At 66.3% G+C, this 17,643-nt stretch carries 17 protein-coding genes and 5 pseudogenes; 15 read left to right on the top strand and 7 right to left on the bottom strand.

Annotation, left to right across the window (positions count from 1 at the left end):
- Positions 1–1,150 precede the first annotated feature (1,150 nt).
- On the bottom strand, positions 1,151–1,285 hold the full coding sequence (locus ABZ904_RS26165; RefSeq protein ID WP_361825800.1) for a hypothetical protein: 135 nt from the start codon (positions 1,283–1,285) through the stop codon (positions 1,151–1,153).
- Positions 1,286–1,443: 158 nt separating this feature from the next.
- On the opposite strand from ABZ904_RS26165, the gene ABZ904_RS26170 reads away from it, so the two are divergent.
- The 4 genes and pseudogenes from ABZ904_RS26170 to ABZ904_RS26185 all read left to right on the top strand — a co-directional run bounded on the left by ABZ904_RS26170 (position 1,444) and on the right by ABZ904_RS26185 (position 7,027).
- A complete protein-coding gene (locus ABZ904_RS26170) occupies positions 1,444–2,271 on the top strand; it encodes a hypothetical protein (protein ID WP_361825802.1) in 828 nt (275 codons plus the stop codon).
- A 564-nt stretch (positions 2,272–2,835) separates the two neighbouring features.
- Positions 2,836–4,086 carry a hypothetical protein gene (locus ABZ904_RS26175; RefSeq protein WP_361825804.1) on the top strand — a complete coding sequence of 417 codons (1,251 nt, stop codon included), beginning with the start codon at positions 2,836–2,838 and terminating at the stop codon, positions 4,084–4,086.
- A gap of 1,081 nt (positions 4,087–5,167) precedes the next feature.
- A pseudogene (locus tag ABZ904_RS26180) lies at positions 5,168–5,638 on the top strand (substrate-binding domain-containing protein); the annotation flags it as partial.
- A 438-nt stretch (positions 5,639–6,076) separates the two neighbouring features.
- Positions 6,077–7,027: a hypothetical protein gene (locus ABZ904_RS26185; RefSeq protein ID WP_361825806.1), complete on the top strand. Its 951-nt coding sequence runs from the start codon at positions 6,077–6,079 to the stop codon at positions 7,025–7,027.
- Positions 7,028–7,782: 755 nt separating this feature from the next.
- Here ABZ904_RS26185 and ABZ904_RS26190 read toward each other — a convergent pair.
- Positions 7,783–8,187 (bottom strand): plasmid pRiA4b ORF-3 family protein, encoded by a 405-nt coding sequence (locus tag ABZ904_RS26190; RefSeq protein ID WP_361825808.1) that lies wholly within the window; start codon positions 8,185–8,187, stop codon positions 7,783–7,785.
- On the opposite strand from ABZ904_RS26190, the pseudogene ABZ904_RS26195 reads away from it, so the two are divergent.
- Together ABZ904_RS26195 and ABZ904_RS26200 are read left to right on the top strand one after the other, a co-directional pair.
- A pseudogene (locus ABZ904_RS26195) lies at positions 8,117–8,263 on the top strand (IS630 family transposase); the annotation flags it as partial. The gene ABZ904_RS26190 and the pseudogene ABZ904_RS26195 sit on opposite strands and share 71 nt — an antisense overlap.
- Positions 8,264–8,315: 52 nt before the next feature.
- Entirely contained in the window at positions 8,316–8,573 is a 258-nt protein-coding gene (locus ABZ904_RS26200; protein WP_361825810.1) for a transposase, read from the top strand.
- A 239-nt stretch (positions 8,574–8,812) separates the two neighbouring features.
- Here ABZ904_RS26200 and ABZ904_RS26205 read toward each other — a convergent pair whose 3' ends face one another.
- On the bottom strand, positions 8,813–9,253 hold the full coding sequence (locus ABZ904_RS26205) for a TetR family transcriptional regulator C-terminal domain-containing protein (protein ID WP_361825825.1): 441 nt from the start codon (positions 9,251–9,253) through the stop codon (positions 8,813–8,815).
- Between the two features lie 332 nt (positions 9,254–9,585).
- Between ABZ904_RS26205 and ABZ904_RS26210 the strand changes: the two genes are divergently transcribed.
- The 3 genes from ABZ904_RS26210 to ABZ904_RS26220 all read left to right on the top strand — a co-directional run bounded on the left by ABZ904_RS26210 (position 9,586) and on the right by ABZ904_RS26220 (position 11,427).
- Positions 9,586–10,119, top strand: coding sequence for a carboxymuconolactone decarboxylase family protein (locus ABZ904_RS26210; protein ID WP_361825812.1), 534 nt, complete (start codon positions 9,586–9,588; stop codon positions 10,117–10,119).
- Between the two features lie 137 nt (positions 10,120–10,256).
- Positions 10,257–10,907, top strand: a complete 651-nt coding sequence (locus tag ABZ904_RS26215) for a nitroreductase family protein (RefSeq protein WP_361825814.1) — start codon at positions 10,257–10,259, stop codon at positions 10,905–10,907.
- Positions 10,908–11,031: 124 nt separating this feature from the next.
- Positions 11,032–11,427: an MmcQ/YjbR family DNA-binding protein gene (locus tag ABZ904_RS26220; RefSeq protein WP_361006377.1), complete on the top strand. Its 396-nt coding sequence runs from the start codon at positions 11,032–11,034 to the stop codon at positions 11,425–11,427.
- Positions 11,428–11,534: 107 nt separating this feature from the next.
- Here ABZ904_RS26220 and ABZ904_RS26225 read toward each other — a convergent pair whose 3' ends face one another.
- On the bottom strand, positions 11,535–11,792 hold the full coding sequence (locus ABZ904_RS26225) for a hypothetical protein (RefSeq protein WP_361825829.1): 258 nt from the start codon (positions 11,790–11,792) through the stop codon (positions 11,535–11,537).
- Between the two features lie 52 nt (positions 11,793–11,844).
- Positions 11,845–11,991 (bottom strand): annotated as a pseudogene (locus ABZ904_RS26230) (IS630 family transposase); the annotation flags it as partial.
- Here ABZ904_RS26230 and ABZ904_RS26235 point away from each other — a divergent pair.
- Positions 11,921–12,325 carry a plasmid pRiA4b ORF-3 family protein gene (locus ABZ904_RS26235; protein WP_361825816.1) on the top strand — a complete coding sequence of 135 codons (405 nt, stop codon included), beginning with the start codon at positions 11,921–11,923 and terminating at the stop codon, positions 12,323–12,325. The pseudogene ABZ904_RS26230 and the gene ABZ904_RS26235 sit on opposite strands and share 71 nt — an antisense overlap.
- A 79-nt stretch (positions 12,326–12,404) precedes the next feature.
- Here ABZ904_RS26235 and ABZ904_RS26240 read toward each other — a convergent pair whose 3' ends face one another.
- Positions 12,405–13,070 (bottom strand): DUF2690 domain-containing protein, encoded by a 666-nt coding sequence (locus ABZ904_RS26240; RefSeq protein WP_361825818.1) that lies wholly within the window; start codon positions 13,068–13,070, stop codon positions 12,405–12,407.
- A gap of 373 nt (positions 13,071–13,443) precedes the next feature.
- On the opposite strand from ABZ904_RS26240, the gene ABZ904_RS26245 reads away from it, so the two are divergent.
- Together ABZ904_RS26245 and ABZ904_RS26250 are read left to right on the top strand one after the other, a co-directional pair.
- On the top strand, positions 13,444–13,614 hold the full coding sequence (locus ABZ904_RS26245) for an integrase core domain-containing protein (RefSeq protein ID WP_361825820.1): 171 nt from the start codon (positions 13,444–13,446) through the stop codon (positions 13,612–13,614).
- Positions 13,615–13,978: 364 nt separating this feature from the next.
- Positions 13,979–14,884 (top strand): NAD(P)H-binding protein, encoded by a 906-nt coding sequence (locus tag ABZ904_RS26250; protein WP_359411733.1) that lies wholly within the window; start codon positions 13,979–13,981, stop codon positions 14,882–14,884.
- Between the two features lie 481 nt (positions 14,885–15,365).
- Here the strand turns inward: ABZ904_RS26250 and ABZ904_RS26255 are convergent, their stop codons facing one another.
- Positions 15,366–15,653, bottom strand: a complete 288-nt coding sequence (locus ABZ904_RS26255; RefSeq protein ID WP_361006032.1) for a hypothetical protein — start codon at positions 15,651–15,653, stop codon at positions 15,366–15,368.
- Positions 15,654–15,780: 127 nt separating this feature from the next.
- Between ABZ904_RS26255 and ABZ904_RS26260 the strand changes: the two are divergent.
- The 3 genes and pseudogenes from ABZ904_RS26260 to ABZ904_RS26270 all read left to right on the top strand — a co-directional run.
- Positions 15,781–16,872: pseudogene (locus ABZ904_RS26260) on the top strand (integrase core domain-containing protein).
- A gap of 261 nt (positions 16,873–17,133) precedes the next feature.
- Positions 17,134–17,403: pseudogene (locus ABZ904_RS26265) on the top strand (transposase domain-containing protein); the annotation flags it as partial.
- On the top strand, positions 17,395–17,643 hold a 249-nt coding region (locus ABZ904_RS26270), incomplete at its 3' end, for a DUF2975 domain-containing protein (RefSeq protein WP_361825827.1). The pseudogene ABZ904_RS26265 and the gene ABZ904_RS26270, both read left to right, overlap by 9 nt.

Here is a 17,643-nt window from a genome sequence, read left to right on the forward strand (position 1 = left end):
CTACTGCACTGGACGTGGAGACAGAAACCTGCGCATCGATCACCTGGTGCCCCCATCGTGACCGTGGTCGGGCTCGCATCGTCGGTAGCGCACCCGCTGCAGACGGAGTTGTTCGGGGAGAACGCGGCCTGCCCTGTTGACACATGCGAATCTCGCGGGGCCTACGGGCATCGTGTATTCGAGGACTGGTCGAGTCGCTACGCGCCCACGTCGCCTCCATTCCCTGACTGCATGTCAGGCTGTCGGGCACTGAGCGTTTCAGTGCCTGGCCCAATACCTCGGCTGAAGTTCCCGAGAGCGGCTGGTCCGGCAGGCCTAGCCGCCGACCACGGGACTCCGCCACGTCTAGCGCGAACGCGGAGGCATTCAGCGGCGCGCCGCACATGTACATGGCCTCATCAGCAGTCAAGGTCGCGCCCAGCATGGGACGCACCAACGCCAACACCGCTACATGCACTTCGAGTTGTCGCGCCTCGATGGCGTCTGCGAACAGCGAGAGCGGACCGCCTGGACTGTCGGAAGGTATGTACGCGGGCTTGCCTTCCGGCCCGTTGAACGGGAGGTGTCGAAAGCGCGTCATTCGGTCACCGCCGGAACGTACCCCTGCCGCACGGCTGCCCGTACTGCCGCACGCCGCCTCTCCCGCCGGCCCTTCTCGCGCCTTTTGTGCGCCACCAGGTACGGCTTCACCAGCAGCACGGAATCCGCCCCGATGACGTCCGCCACACGCCAGCAACACGGAACGGGAAGGGTTCGTATCGGCGCCGTCGACACCACTTCCGCCCAGCACTTTCCGGGGCCGACCCGTAGGAAGCCGAGAGTCAGTGTCACCAGGCTTCGTATTGTCGTTCGCTCCTTTTCAGCGATCGGCCACGCCTCGGCGGGGTATTCGCCGCACCGTCGGGGCCTTTCCTGTCTGGGTATATCGCTACGTCTCTAGACCTATCTCGAAGTGCCACCACGAAGGGGTACGCCTGGCTTCCAGCTATGGCCATTGATCCGGATGCGGAGATTGATCACGGCGCCCCGCTCACGCCGTACCGGCAACTCGTCGAGATTCTGCGTGCGCGTATCCGGCGAGGGGATTGGGCACCAGGACGCGCGATCGCTTCTGAGACTCAGCTACTGAGATTTTCGGTTCAGGGTGACGTCATGGCGGGGCCGGGATGATTCCGGTCTCGGCGATGAATCCGTCGAGCAGGCCAGGTTGGTACTGCGTCCGTTTCAGGCGGGAGCGGGCCAGCCCGGCGAGCTCGTCGACGCTGCACGGGGCCAGATTGCCCAAGCTGTTCTTCAGATGTGCCCACACGCCCTCGGCCGGGTTGAGGTCGGGCGTGTAGACGGGAGCGGAAAACAGTCAGCCACTGCCGGGCCTCGATCAGCTCACGCATCGCGGCGTCGACGTGATGGGGACGGGTGCGGTGCGCGCTGTGCGGACGGAAAATGCAGCCCGCCGCCATCCGCGACCGCGTCTACTACCGATGCGAATTCAAGGAGCAGGAAGCCGCGCTCCATCCCGGGCTCCACCACCCCCGGACCGTCAACCTGCGCGAAGACGCCGTGTGCCAGGCGCTGGATGCGTGGATCGCCCGTGTCTTCGCACCGGACCGGCTCACCGCCACCCTCACAGCACTCAGCCACGCGAGCATCGCGGCGAGCACCGCACAGGTGCAGACCCCCGAACAGGACCAAGCTCGGCAGGCAATCAAGCAATGCGAGCGGCGCCTCGCCCACTACCAAGCCGCCCTGGAAGCCGGAGCCGACCCAGCCGTCGTCACCGAGTGGATCAACGAAGCACAACAAGACGAGGAAGCGGCAAAGAGCAAGCTCGCCACGCTGCCCGCCGCCCCCCGGAACACGGAACCACCGCTCACCAACGACCATCTCCGGGCCATGACCGAGAGACTCGGAGACATCGCACAACGCATCCACGTTGCCGACTCAGAGAAGAAAGGCCCACTCTACGAAGCCCTGGGCATCACCATCAGCTACGAACATGCGACGAGGACCGCGACCGTAAGGTCGAGGCCGTCGCTTCCGTATCGTTACAGCGAGTGTCCGAGGGGCGAGTTGACCACTGACGATACGGTCGTGGTTGCGCAAGGACGACTCCGCCCACACGTCCGGGCAGGCGGCCTTGGAAGCCATTGCGCAAGTAAGCCGTTCGCATGGAGCGGACTGACGCATGAACTCCAGCAGCTCCGTGAGGCATCCTCGACGCGCCAAGCCCACGGCTGGACGGAACGCTCGGTCATCGGCGGCAAAGAGTGACAGCCACACAAGCCCGACGCCATCTGCAATTCCACGAACGGCTTCCGCACCCCGGTCACCCGGCAGCTCAATGACGAGCCGACGAGCACCGCGCCCGCGGAGGACAAGCCGAAGTAGCCCCCGTTCCCAACACCGGCGGCGGTGAACCTACGGCCGCCGTTGGGGAGGGCGAAGACCGTGTCATCCTGGACCCCGCTCATGTCGACGACGTTCCCCGTCCACAGCGGCCACGAGCCCCGAGGCTTGCCGTTCACGGTGACGCCGGAGAGCGTGACGGAAGCGAAGCCGGTGACGTTGCCGGAGTCCGGGCTTGATTCGTCCGCGCACCACTGCCAAGCTCCAAGACCCGGCCGAGTACGGACCTCGGTGGTCCGCGTAGCTTTGCGTCTGCGGTCCCTTCGACTGCACTCGACGTCGGACGCACAAGACCCGACAGCGACTCAGAGAGTGACCGTGACGACCGACAACGATGGACGGGCTCTGCGTTCTGCGGCTCGGATCCGGACAGCTCCCTCGCCGGCACTGCTGGTCATTGCGCAGCCTCGGCCACGCGCAGCCCTATGGATGTCCGCGGCAGGTATCGCACTGTTCGGGCTGGTCGGTGCGAGCGCACCCAACCACAACACGCTCAGGGCACCGATCACCTGGCTTCGATTGCCTGCCATGCCCGACACCGTCTCCGCGGCGGTCACTTATGCTGCCATCGCGCTGTCCTGTCTCGGAACACTCGGCATGCTCAACGCCCACAGACAGGGCTGGAGTCCCAACCCGCGGCTCCTGTTCCGCGCTGGTGCACTCGCCGTGCTCGTCGTCGCCGATCTCACCCCGGTCGGCTCCTCCGACATGGCCAGTTACGCCGCGTACGGCCGCATCGCCGCGCTCGGCGGTGATCCGTACTCAACGACCCCCGCCCAACTGGGAGGGGCCTACGCACGGCTGGTGAGCGTGGGGTGGCAGAACACCCCCTCTGTGTACGGGCCTGTCGCAACGTGGTGGCAGGCCGTCGCGGCGTTCGTCGGCGGTGATCGGCCGTGGTTGACGATATGGGTGCTGATGCTCGCGAACGCAGCCGTTTTCTTGGGCACCGGCTACCTGCTGCTCCGCACCGCCGACGATCCGGTCCGGGCCGGCCTACTGTGGATCGCCAACCCGCTCCTGATCGGCGTGCTGGTCGCGGGTGGGCATCAGGACACCATCGTCGCCTGCCTAACCGTCGGTGCGATCCACTTCGTCCGCAGGGCCACCCGATGGCACCACGACCTGGTCGTCGGAGGGCTGGTCGGCCTGGCTTGTGGTGTCAAGATCAGTGCCGCCCTGCTCGGCGTCGGACTGGCATGGCCCTTGCTGCGTTCAGGCGCGTGGCGACAGGCTGCCCGACAGACATGCGCGGCCACGCTGGCACTGGCCATCCTCTATGGCGTGTACGGCCTGCACGCCCTCGCCCCGCTCTCTGCCGCATCGCATCTGGTATCTACACCCTCGTTGTGGGCAGTGTTCGATCGGTTGGGTACCGCGTTCCTGGGCCCTCGTGCGGCCGCAACCACCACCAGTGTCCTGTGGCCCATCCTGATGCTCGCGCTGGCCTGGGCGCTCCGCCGCCGGGTCCCGGCGGACACTCCCACCGTCGTCGCCGCACCGTTCGCGCTCGCCTTCGCCTGGATCCTCACGGCACCTTGGACGATGCCCTGGTATGCGGCTGTCGCCTGGGCACTGGCGGCCTTGTTCAGGCAAGGCCGCCTCACCCAGTACCTCATCGTGGCCACCGCCGTCCTGGCCCTGTCCCATAACAGCGGCGGTCACGGCTGGACACGGTGAAAAGCCAACGCCACCCAGGTCGCCACGGCCGCGACATCTCTGGAGGGGGCGGCACGTCGTCCCCCGTCGTGGTCGAGCAGCGGGCGCAAGGTTCTTCTGCTTGCGGGTGCCGATAAATCATCCTCCCAGGTCACGGTCTTGATCGCCGTTCCCCGGCCGTGCCTCAGTCTCCTCACGTGCACAGACGTGTACGCCATCATGATTCTGTCGTGCTGCTGCGCTGGCCTATCTCGCCACGACCAACACCCTGGCACTCCTGCGCCTTCTGCCGACGAGCGACCGCGACGAGAACAGCAAGACGCTGACACTGCGCCACCAGGTACCGGTCCTGCAGCGTCAGGTCGGCAAGCCCAGCGGCGCGCCGGCCCCGTCTCCGCCTCGTACCGGTCGTCATGTCATCGCCGTGGGTGCACGAGCGGTGCGGTGCCGAAAACCCCATCCATGGGCCGTGGCCTGCAGATTGTCGCGAACGGCCAGTGATCCCCGGATAAGCCTGTCAGGTTGGTGGATCGCGCTGTTGCAACTGCCCTACCTGGCCGTGTCGAGCGTGTTCGCCTTCATCCGACTGCTGCTGATGAGCTCTGTGGACAAGGACATCGAGATCTTGACACCACGCCACCAGTTGGCTGTCCTGCAACGGCAGATCGACAGGCCGCGAGTCACTCCGGCGGACCGCGCTTTCCTGGCCGCGCTTCTCCACCGCCTCCTCAGGCCGAAGCTGCGGCAGCTACATCTGATCGTCTCGCCGGAGACGGTCCTGAGGCGGCACCGTGACCTCATGCGCCGTCGTCACACTGACGCCTCCCGTCGCAAGCGGTCTCGTGCAAAATCCCCCAGACCGTGGACGGGGCGATCGGGTACCCAAGGCGCGCGAGCTCGCCCTGTATCCGGCGGTGGCCCCGGGTGTGATTCTTCGTCGCCAGGCGCAGGATGAGTCGTTTGATCGTGGGCACGGCGGAGGGCCTGCCAGGACGGCGGTGCTGGGTGTACGTCCATTTGCGTGCTACGAGTTGTTGATGCCAAACCAACAGTGTGGTGGGGGTGACCGCGAAGACCGCAGCCGCGCGGTTCGCACCCCACCTCCCAACTCCGCCTCGACAGCTTCCGGCAGACGCTCGCCGAACACGGCATGTCCGTCGAACCTGCCATGCTGGCTCCCGTGGAGAGTTTTCACCGCGCGGACGGCGCCCAGGCCATGAACCGGTTGTTGTCGCAGCGCCCCAGACCCGACGCGGTGTTCTGCTTCAACGACCTGCTGGCCCTGGGCGCCATGCGTGCCGCGCACGACCATGGTCTGCGCGTCCCGGAGGACATCGCCGTGATCGGCTTCGACGGCATCGAGGAAGGCGAGTTCAGCACACCGACCCTGAGCACCATCACCCTGGACAAGCGGCAGATCGCCGAGGCCGCACTCGCCTTGCTCGCGTCCCGGACGGAAGCCCCGGAGCTTCCGGCGCGGACGGTGACTGTCGACCACAGGCTCGCCGTGCGAGCCAGCACGGGCGGCCCATCGGTGATGCATCGCGTGAGCGGATTCGAGACGGTGTGGTAACGGCGTGGCCGACTGGGCACCGCATGCCGCGTGGACGGTGGAGAGTTGGCCTTCGTGACGCCGCGCTGTTTCAGTCGCTAGTAGACGCGCACGGTTTGTCAGCGAGCTGCATCCAGCGGGCGAAGCAGCGTGGCACCTGATGGGTGAGGCATGCGATGTTGAGCGACTCGCTCATCACGACGACTGGAAAAGATCTTGATGCGCGGGAAATGATCTTCGATGCCGTGCCCCGTGCTTGATCAGCGCGCTCCGTCGGTGCGTGTCCGTTTCTGACCAGATCTGCCACGCCGAACCTCGACCGCGGGACGTACAACCATCGCCCGGCTTGGCATGTCTGAGTCCTTGTCACATGCCAGCCCTCTCGGTTGGCTTTCCGAATCTGTGCGCCGGGGAGGACGGTCGGATCGCCGTTCCCGGCGCTTCTCCAACGGAGATCGCATGCGTATTCGCGCTACTGCGGCCGTCGCCGTCGTCTGCGGCGCCGCCGCACTGACCGGCGCCGCCATCCCGGTCGCCCAGGCGGCTGGCACCCGGGGTGCCGCCCGCCCCTGGCAGCTCGCCGGCCACTCCGCGCCCACCACAGGGAAGTCCGCCTTCGCGGCATCCGCCACCGCGGCCACGCCGTACCCGCTGGCGGTGACCTTCTCGAACGTGAAGGTCGCCGGCGGCAAGTCCGCCGTGTCCGTGGGCACCAGCGCCATCGTGCACGTGCCCTACAGCTTCACCCTCACCGCGACCAACGTGGACGTCTCCGCTTCCGACTTCTACGTCGGCCTGGACCTGTACCGGGGCTCCGCCACTTCCCCGTCGGCCGACCTGTACGGCGACCAGGCGGCGGCGTGCACCGTGACCTCCTCCGAGTCCTCGTACGAGAAGGTCGTCACCGTGGAGACCTGCAAGGGGACCGTCGACATCTACCCGAAGTCCGACCTGCGCAACGCCGACGCCGGAACGAGTTGGCACTCGGTGGCCTGGGCCATCGCCTACAACGGGCAGAACCCGAGCAACCCCTCGGACGTCAGCAAGATCGGCACCGCTGAGTTGACCGGGCAGCGTTCCCCCGCCGTCCAGCGCTTTTCCAAGCTCACCGTGAATGCCGCGCCCGAGCCGGTCAAGAAGGGCAAGACGCTCACCATCACCGGTCGCCTCACCCGCGCGAACTGGGAGACCCACACGTACGCCGGTTACACGGGGCAGAAGGTCAAGCTGCAGTTCCGGAAGAAGGGCACCAACACCTACACGACCCTCAAAACCATCAGCACCGACAGCCACGGCAACCTGAAGACAACTTACAAGGCGACGGCCGACGGCTACTGGCGCTACTCCTTCGCGGGTACGTCCACCACCCCGGCCGTCTCGGCCGCGGGTGACTACGTCGACGTCAGGTGATGACACGCTGAACCTGGTCCTGCGCCGCGGAAACCGCGTGCCCACTGTGCGGAGCCCGCGCGCAGGACCGAAACTGCTACCGCACACCGGAGCGGTGGTCGGTCGTCCAACCGACTCAGTGACAGTGAACAATCGCTCGCTCTCGTCCCGGCTTCCCGTCAGGCCGTCGGGGAGGTCGGTGATCGCGTAGCGACGCCGGGGAGGACGGTCGAATCGCCCTTCCCGGCGCTTCTCCAACGTAGAAGGGTGCAGATCTTCTGAGGGCGCAGACAAGACCACCGTGACCTGCGGAGTCACACCACCGCCCCTCCTGGGCACGTCTCGTCCAGGAGGCGTTCCCGCTGGTCGGCGCGACTCGCACCGCGCCTCGAGTGTGCCAGCGCCGAAAAGACGCGACGCGGCCTCTCCACCTGAAGTCGACAACGACGAACCTGCTGGTCAACGATCACGGCCAACCCTGGGAAGATCTGCACCCATCTTCTGTCGCCGCCACCAGGGCAGTTGGGCCACCGCGCGGGTCAGGAGGTCGTTGTTCACCTCGGCGTCGTTGGCGCTGACGTTGCCCGGGTGCAGGGGCGCAGCCAGCTGTTCTCCGGTGTTGTCACAGGTGGCGACGAGTCCTGGTCCGCGACAAGGTCGTCCTCGAGTCCGACGTCCCGCCATCAAGCAGGCCTAGTGCAGCGCCGCATTGATCTTGCGGGGGTAGGTACCCGCCGTCAGCGGCGACGGGGCTGCTGACGTCGGGCGGTGATGCGTCAGTTCTTGATGAGCACGGTCGCGAGAGGGGATAGCGCGGAGTTGACCTGGGCTGCGTCGAAGGCTGCGGGGTCGAACTGGTCGGCAGAGTCGAGGCCCAGCCATTCCAGGCGGTCTTTGTGTTCTTCGTGGCGGGAGTCGGCGAGGATCTCGACGAGGTAGTCGTATCCCCAGATGCCGCCGCAGTCCTCGGGCGGGCAGGCTCGGCGGCCGGTGAGGCATCGGAGGTAGGCGGTGCCGGCCTCCGGGGCGGTGACGTCCTCGATGAGGATGTCATGTTCCCAGTCGTCGCCGAAGCGCCGCCCTCCGACCCGCCCGGTGAAGCCCGGCCAGATCGAGCAGCGCGAGTTCGAGTACCGCCGCCACGGCACCGCCTCCATCATCACGGCCCTGGACGTGCACACCGGTCAGGTCCTGGTCGAAGACATCGTCCGCAACGACTCGGCCGCCTTCATCCGCTTCCTGCGGATGCTCGACCAGTCCATCGACCCGAAGCTCACGATCCACCTGGTCCTTGGCAATGGGTCGTCCCATGTCTGGAAGGCGACCGACCCGGGCCTGGCTGGCAGCACACCCGAGGTTCGCCGTCCACCACACACCCAAACACGCCTCGTGGCTCAACCAAGTCGAGATCTTCTTCTCGATCCTGGCCCGCCGACTGCTGCGGCGCGGTGAGTTCACCTCGCGCCAGGACCTCATCGACCAGATCCGCGAGTTCACTCTCGCCTACGACGATGAGGCCCGACCGTTCCGCTGGACCTACGACGGAACCCCGCTCAAAGCCGCATGACCCTCGCAAGATCAATACGCTGCTGCACTGGCCGCCAGCGGACTCACGCCATGATCCCCACCGGATCGGCGAAGAGCCGGTAATCCACACGGGATCAGCGGCCTGACAACCGACGACGGGTCGTCAGGCCCGCTACGCTGCCACGCGAGTTCGTTAGCGTCTACCGACGCCACGGTCTTACCGATCTCGTCACGAGACGTTCACACTCTGGAACAAGAGGCCCGGGCTTCGTATCAGGTTCACACGACGTCGTCTGACGTTGTGTACGCGCGAAGACGCTCGACCGCGGCATACAGCGCGTCACGCAATGGCGCTACGTCGCGGGCGATCTGCGCGAGCAGGCTGCCACCCTGGTAGGCGGCGATCAGCATGTGTGCGAGTCGCGCCGGATCCGCCGACGCGTCGAGTCGTCCGTCATATTGCATCCGCTCGAGTCCCGCTCGGAAGATGTCCCGCCATTCGGTGAAGACACGGGTGAGGTCGTCGCGGACATCCAGATCGGTCTTGACGATCTCGCTCGCGAGGGATCCGAGGCTACAGCCGTTCTCGAACGGGCGACCGGAGACGACGAAGAAGTCCGCCCACTCCTGGTACGCCTCGATCGTGTCGAAGCCGGCGAACCGTTCGCTTCGGTGGAACCCGAGCACGCTCTCGGCCTGCCAGTCGATGACGGCGCGCACCAGGCTCTCCTTGTTCGCGAAGTAGTGGCTCAGCTGCGAGCCGCTGACCCCCGCTGCTCTTCGCACCAGCTCGTTGTTCGTCGCGTGGACCCCCGCGTGTAGATCAAGTCCGCGGCGTGCTCGAGGATGCGACCTCGCGTCGCCGGCCCCTTGCCCGTGCGCCCGCGAAGATCACGCGATCCATCGTTCATCTGCATGTCACCACCCTATCCCGCAGATTGGGCCCAGCGGCCCAACATGAACGCGGATTGGGCTTGACAGCCCATTCCGCGTCGCGTTCACTGTGAGTGGGCCAAACAGCCCAGACTGATACCGACCCGAGGACCGCCACCATGTCTCGTCTCAGCACGCCCGAGCTCACCGACATCGACGCCAAGACGCAGGGCACGCTCGACGCCATCGCCAAGCAGTTCGGCTTCGCTCCGGGCATGTTCACCACGCTCGCCGCCAACCCGACCGTCCTCGAGATCGTGATGGGCCTGCAGGGCAGCATCGCCAAGCTCCTCGACGCGAAGACCCGCCACACCATCGCGCTGGCCACGTCCCACTCCAACAACTGCGACTACTGCTCGGCGCTGCACGGATACATCTCCGCGAACCTCGGAGGCATCTCCCCCGAGGAGATCGAGCTGGCCCGCACCGGCGGCTCCACCGATCCCAAGCGTGCCGCCGTGGCTCGCTTCTCCCAGCAGGTGATCGAGACCCGCGGTCAGGTGGGCGACGAGGCCATCGCCGCGGTCCGCGAGGCCGGCTACACCGACCCGGAGATCCAGGCGATCGTCACCGTCGTGGTCGTCACGCTGCTCACGAACTACCTCAACAACGTCAACGACACCGTCGTCGACATCCCCGGTGCGGGCGCGTAACCAGCGACGTCGAAACCACGTCGACCGGCACGTAAAGCACCCCCATGACAGCGACGCTCACCACGTACTGACGTGACTCCAACGCCCAGAAACCACCTCCCGACCCGATCTCTTCGAACACGAAACGAAAACCAGGCATGGATCTCAACAATCTGATCACCAAGCACCTCACCCGCTACTTCGACCCGAACAAGAAGATCCCGGAGGAGACCTTCCAGCTCCTGCTGCGCTACCTGCGCACCTCGCCGACGACGATCAACATCCAGCCGAACCACTTCCATGTGCTGGAGTCGCAGGCCGGCAAGGACAAGCTTGCGGACGCTCTCGTCGGCCGCTTCGCGGACAACCAGGAGAAGGTGCGCAACGCCTCGCACGCGATCGTGTTCACGACCCGCAAGACGATTCCCGACGAGCACTTGCAGGAGATCTTCGCGAAGGAGCGCGCGGACGGTCGCTTCGCGGACCCGGAGATCCAGAAGGGATGGGAGGCTGGAGCGTCCAACTTCGTGGAGATCCAGTCGGAGAACTATGGCGGCGACGTGCTCCACTGGCTGGAGAAGAACACGTACCTCGTGGTCGGCGCGACCATGATGGCCGCCGCTTCTCTCGGAGTCGACGCCACCCCGATGGAAGGGTTCGACCGCGCGGCGATCGACGAAGCGTTCGGCCTCACCGACACCGACTTCACCACAACGCTGATCATGGCGCTCGGGTACCCGGACGAGACGCGCGTCTCTCGCCAGCCGGTCTCGCGCTTCGACGCCGAGAAGATCTTCACCCACATGTGACGAACTGAGCGGGCGCGCGATCGGCGCGCCTGCTCGGTTCTGGGGGACTCGACTGTCCGGCATCCGCACCTGTTGCCCGACGGACGCCGGACAGTCGACGTCCACCGACCTAGAGGAGGCCAAGATGCACGCAGACAGGACAGTTCAGAACCGCGCGGCCGCGCGCGCGGCAGAGCTCCCGGGTTCAGAGCACACGCACCAGTTCACCGGCGACTGGGAGGTGTGGAAAGTCGGCGGCAAGGTATTCATGCTGCAGACATCGATGCCTGGGGAGCCGGTCGTGATCCTCAAGGCCGATCCCTCAGATGCGGAGACGCTCCGCGCGTCGCACACGAGCATCTCTCGCGGCTACCACATGAATAAGAAGCACTGGATCACCGTCAGACCTGGTGCGGATATCGAGCAGGCGTTGGTGGACGACCTCGTGAGCGAGTCGTACCTGCTCGTCGTCGCGGGCCTTCCCAGACAGAGCCGCCCGGTCGACCCCGACACTTTCAGCTTTCTGCCGTCCGCCGACTGACCGACGCGGCGCCAGACAAAAACAAAACCGGCTCTTCGCCGATCCGGTGGGGATCATGGCGTGAGTCCGCTGGCGGCCAGTGCAGCAGCGTATTGATCTTGCGAGGGTCATGCGGCTTTGAGCGGGGTTCCGTCGTAGGTCCAGCGGAACGGTCGGGCCTCATCGTCGTAGGCGAGAGTGAACTCGCGGATCTGGTCGATGAGGTCCTGGCGCGAGGTGAACTCACCGCGCCGCAGCAGTCGGCGGGCCAGGATCGAGAAGAAGATCTCGACTTGGTTGAGACACGAGGCGTGTTTGGGTGTGTGGTGGACGGCGAACCTCGGGTGTGCTGCCAGCCAGGCCCGGGTCGGTCGCCTTCCAGACATGGGACGACCCATTGCCAAGGACCAGGTGGATCGTGAGCTTCGGGTCGATGGACTGGTCGAGCATCCGCAGGAAGCGGATGAAGGTGGCCGAGTCGTTGCGGACGATGTCTTCGACCAGGACCTGACCGGTGTGCACGTCCAGGGCCGCGATGATGGAGGCGGTGCCGTGGCGGCGGTACTCGAACTCGCGCTGCTCGATCTGGCCGGGCTTCACCGGGCGGGTCGGATGGCGGCGCTTCGGCGACGACTGGGAACATGACATCCTCATCGAGGACGTCACCGCCCCGGAGGCCGGCACCGCCTACCCCCGATGCCTCACCGGCCGCCGAGCCTGCCTGCCCGAGGACTGCGGCGGCATCTGGGGATACGACTACCTCGTCGAGATTCTCGCCGACTCCCGCCACGAAGAACACAAAGACCGCCTGGAATGGCTGGGCCTCGACTCTGCCGACCAGTTCGACCCCGCAGCCTTCGACGCAGCCCAGGTCAACTCCGCGCTATCCCCTCTCGCGACCGTGCTCATCAAGAACTGACGCATCACCGCCCGACGTCAGCAGCCCCGTCGCCGCTGACGGCGGGTACCTACCCCCGCAAGATCAATGCGGCGCTGCACTAGCTCCTCCGCGTCACGCTACGTCCCCCTCCAGTGGCACTGTCAGGGGCGGCCGGTTGCATGCACGCAGTACGAGCGCGAGCGCCCAGGTGTCCGCTCTGCTCCACGTACGCCTCCACGTACACACAACCGGGACCAGTGGACAGGACGTTGCCCCAGCTTCCCGGAAGCGTCTGATCTCCGCTGTACTGGGACGGAGCCGACGCCCGATCCGGGTCACGGTGAGCATCGATATGGGTGATCCAGGTTCGGGACTCGGGTCCCTGCAGGTATCCCCACGCCGCCCTGCACGCCGGGGAGTACATCAGCAGGACGGACCCGTAAGTTCGCCCGTCGGGCCACTGAACCGGCTGCCAATCCAGCTGTTTGGCATCCGCCCGGCAGCCGTCGTCGTAAGGGTCGGTCCCGTCCCGCGCCAGGAGAGCCTTCGCCACCGTGTGGGAAGGCGCAGCGGAGTCGCTCGCGGCGAGAACGGTGGCCCACGCCGCCGCCACCAGTGCGGCCGCACCCGCCGTCGCCGCAAGCCAGCGTCGTGGGCGGCCGGCAGACCGCGTTCCTCCGCCGGTTACGGTATCGGTGCCGGGTGGTCGCTCGCACCACGCTGCTGACCCACCAACGGACTGTCCGGCCCGCGTAGCGCAACTGCCGAGACGAGCATCAAGCACCCGCGGGCCGGCATCGGCGCCGGCCCAGATTTCAGGATCAGCACGTCGAGCCGGTCACCAGCCGCTCACCCACCCACCGAAACTATTCCTCAACGACAAGATCGACGGCCGGCCCGGACGCGGTCTCACTGACAGCCTCGCCCAGCTTCCGCGCCAAGTTGGTGCATTCGCGCCCAGAAGGAGTTAGCGGGCCGAGTAAGCGCCCGCCTGGTCCGTGCCCTGGCCGCCGATGTTGCTGGGGCGGTGACGCGTGACACTCCGTTTCCAGTCCCCGCCCGTACCGCTTCAGAATGGCTGCACGGGCTCTGACCAGCGACGATGTTCCGACGGGCCGGTAGGACGCCCGGGGTACATATGGCGTCGGCGAGGCGGCTTGCGGCATCAGGGGCCGTGGTGGGACTTCGACGAGGTCGAGCGGGCCGTGTTCCAGTGGGTCGCGTGGTACGACAGCAAACGCGTCCACTCCGCCCTCGGCTACGTGCCGCCCGATGAGTACGAGCAGGCGTACTGGGAGCATCTGGAGGAAGCCCCGCAGACCGCTTGATCACATGATCGCGGACTCCAGGAAATCCGGGGCAGCTCATCGCGACCCTGCTGCGATAAAGCCACGGCGGCGGTCTTTCACCCCACACGGCAAGTGGCGCCTCGTGGCGCACGGATCATGAAGCGTCGAGAACTCCATGATCACAAGGTGCCGTGCTCGCTCCGCGTCCTGGACCGACCCGGCGTCACACGACCAAACGGGACCAACGCGACTCTCCCCGGGGCCCTGGGGTCGAGTGCTGGTCTGCTCATCCATTTAGGCTGATATGCTCGTAACTGGCTTGATGGAGTTGCGATCAACATGGCGATTCACATCGCCAGTGCCCAGCTGTCGAACAATTGGATACCAAGAAGGAGATCGATCGATGGTTGCTGACAATCTCGTCCTCATCGCCGGCGTCGGTGGCGTGGGCCGCAAGGTCCTCGAGGACCTGCTCGCGCAGGGTGTGTCAGTACGCGCGATGGTCCGCCGCGACGACGAACGCGCCGCTGCGCTACGTGCGCTCGGCGCGGAGGTGGTTGTCGGGGATTTGACCCGGCCGGAGACCGTTCGGACTGCGCTGGAGGGTGTCAAGCGGATGTACTTCGCGATGCCCCTGTCGCCGGACCACCTCCTGGCGGCGACCGTGGTGGCCTCGGTGGCGCGGGAGCACGGTGAGCTGGACGCCCTCGTGGGCATCTCGCAGATGACCGTGTCGCAGATGACCGCCACCAGCACTGCGGAGTCCCACCAGCAGCGGCTGCACTGGTTGGCGGAGCAGGTGCTGAACTGGTCGGGCCTGCCAGTTGTCCACATCCGGCCGACGTCCTTCCTGGACAACCACCTGTTCACCACGCTGCCCGCGCGGACGATCAAGGAGAACGGCACGATCGTGCTGCCGTTCGGCACCGGTCGCACTTCACCGGTCGCAGTGGAGGACGTCGCCCGGGTGGTCACCACCGTGCTTCGCAATCCGGTACCGCACATTGGGAACGTTTACGAACTGACCGGGCCCCGCTCGGTCAACATGACGGAGCTGGCCGAGGAGTTCTCGCGGGCGCTGGGGCGTCCGGTGTCGTACGTGGACGTGCCGCTGGACCGGTGGCAAGTGGAAGCGTTGTCCAAGATGGGCCTGCCGCCGCACATTGAGCAGCACGTCGTCATCATGGGCCGGCTGCACCAGGAAAACCGCTACGACCGCACGTCCCCAGACGTCGAGCGTGTGACGGGCGCAGCTCCGCAGACCATCGAGGCATTCGTGGCCGCTCGCAAGGGCTTCTACCTCGGTTGAGCCGCTCCGGCTGGGTCAGACTCCGCCGCATCGGCCACCAGGGTGGCTGCAAGTACCGGGATCGCGTAGATCGTCCGCGGGTGGCGGGAGTTGACGCAACAACAGCACAGGCACGAGAGCGGTGGTGATCATCAGGGTGTCTACGCCAGCTGATCACATCGTGCCTGCCGCTCCATCTTCCCCGATCCCTGCGGTCCTGGCGAAACTGGGCCCCTCCACCGGGATTGCTCGTGTTGCCGGCATCTTCTGACGGTCTCCGCTGCACCCATGAGGGTTGGGGCTGTCAAGGCGTATGGTGCCCCGGCCCGGGAAGAGCCACACCCATCGTCGATCCACAGGTATGGCAGAAGACCAGCGAGCGGACCTACGATGCAGTGTGGCTGTCGGAAGTTCTGATGGCTGGCGCGTTGCCGAGCAGTGCGCTCGCCGGGTGTCGGGGCCGCGCATATGGAGATGCCCGTGGACGAGCGCATCGCCCGGATCATGTCCGCGAGGCCGGCGGCAGCAGTCCGTGCAGGACCAGGGCCGACAACGCGTCGGCCATGCCGTTGCGGTCACGCGACGCGGTCGGTGGGGCGGCGGGGTCGAGGCGGTCGACGATCGGGTCCTGTGTCAGCGCCAGTGGCGGGCTGACGATCGCGAAATAGAGGATGCGCGGGGCTACGCGCGGGATGCGCCCCGCCTCGACGAGAGCCGTGATCGTCGGTGTGATGCTGTCCCAGAACGGCTGCACGAACCGCTGGTGCAGGTAGTCAGGCGGTCGAGTCACGAGTGGACTCTGCGGGTGCCGATAATTCATCCGCCCAGGTGAAGCGGTTGATCCCCGATCTCCGGCCGTGCCTCCCTTCACCCTGACGCGTCTACCTGCGCAGGGCACCGACGGCATCATGATCTTCGTGCTGCTGCGCCTTGTGCATCTCGGCCTGACCCAAACCTTCGCGCTCCTACGCCTGTTTCCGATGAGCGACAGAGAGATGGACGTGGAGATCCTGGAACTGCGGCACCAACTGCTGGTCCTGCAGCGCCAAGTCAGCCCGCCCACGTTCACCGGCACCGACCGCGCTGTCCTCGCCCGCCTGCTCAACCACCTCCCCATGGACAAGCTGCGATACCTCCTGTTGCTGGTCCGCCCGGACACGCTCCCGCGCTGGCACCGCGACCTGCTCAAACGGCACCACGCTGCGCCCTGCATGCCCAAGCGCCGGGGCCGTCCGCCCACCGTCCGCTCGATCCGCGCCCTGGTCGTGCGTCTGGCGCGCTGGAATACCTCGTGGGGCTACCGGCGCGTCCACGGCGAGCTCGCGGCACTCGGCATCAAGGTCGCCGCCTCCACCGTCTGGGAGATCCTCAAGAAGCACGGCATCCCACCAGCGCCTGAACGGCAGAGCACCACCTGGGCCGACTTCCTACGCAGCCAGGCAGAAGCTCTGCTCGCCTGCGATCTGTTCGAGGTCCGCACCCTGACCGGGGCGCGCCTGTACGTCTTCGCGGTGATCGAGCACGCCACCCAGCGCGTGCGGATCCTGGGCGCCACCGCACACCCGACGGCGAATTGAATCGTGCAACTCGCACGTAATCTCCTCATGGACCTCCAGGACGCGGGCAGCAGGGCCAGGTTCTTGATCCGCGACCATGACTCGAAATTCACGGCCGCTTTCGACAACCTCCTGGCCGACGACGGGCTGAACGTTGTCATCACCGGCATCCGGATACCGCGGATGAACTCCCTCATGGAGCGCTGGATACAGACGTGCCGACGTGAGCTGCTGGCCCGCACCTTGATCTGGAACCAGAGCCACCTTCTGCGCGCGCTCGGCGAGTTCGAGACCTTCTATAACTGCCACCGACCATACCGAGCCCTGGCACAAGCCGCGCCGCTGCGCCCACTGCCCACACCGATCAACGTGCCAGAGCGGACCAGGCACCTTGAGGTCCGCCGACGAGACCGGCTCGGCGGAACCCTGCACGAGTACCAACATGTCGCTTGAGCAGACCGGATGATTCATCGGCACCCGCAGTAGATCCGGCCCCAGCCGGGGAAGTCCGCGGGCATCGCCCGCCAGGAGATCCCACCCGCGACCAGGTACCGGATCGCGTCCAGCGTCCAATGCCACGAAGTTAAGAGCTCAGCGGCGGTGTCAAGCGTGGGCGGGATGCGAAAGGGCCTCTGCTATCCAGGGGATCGACCAAGATCTTCCTGAGAAAACAGAGGCCCAGTGGCTCAGTCTGTCACGCGCGGAACCGATGACGTGTTCGCGCCTGGTCATATCGGTGAGTCAACGCAGGTCATCCCGCCCGAGTTGGTGGATGCGGTACTGCACGAGAGCGAGGCTCGCGAGCGACGACTACGAAGGCTCCCCTCTCGCGTCGAGGTGTACTTCGTGCTCGCGCTCGGACTGTTCGAGCATCTGGGGGCCGGGCTGGTGTGGGGCAAGCTCGTGGCCGGACTGGCCGCCAGAGTGCCGCAGCCGTCAGAGAAGGCACTTCGAGATCTGCGTCGGCGAGTCGGCGTGCCCCCGCTCAGGCGCCTGTCGCTGCGCGCCGTGCTCGTGGTGGTGCTCGCCGGCACCGTGTTCGTACAGGCAGGGATGGTGTGGGCGTTGGTCAGCGGGAACGACCCGGAGGACGGATCGCTCCCGCTGACGCCGCTGCGCGTGATCACCGTCCTGGGCATGGTGTCGGCCCAGGTCGCCCTGGTCTGCGTATGGCGGCTGGTGACGATGGTGCGACGCGGAACCGTGTTCTCCCATGCCGCCTTC

Origin of the sequence: Streptomyces sp. NPDC046900 (assembly GCF_040644975.1) — a bacterium.
Classification (GTDB): Bacteria; Actinomycetota; Actinomycetes; order Streptomycetales; family Streptomycetaceae; genus Streptomyces.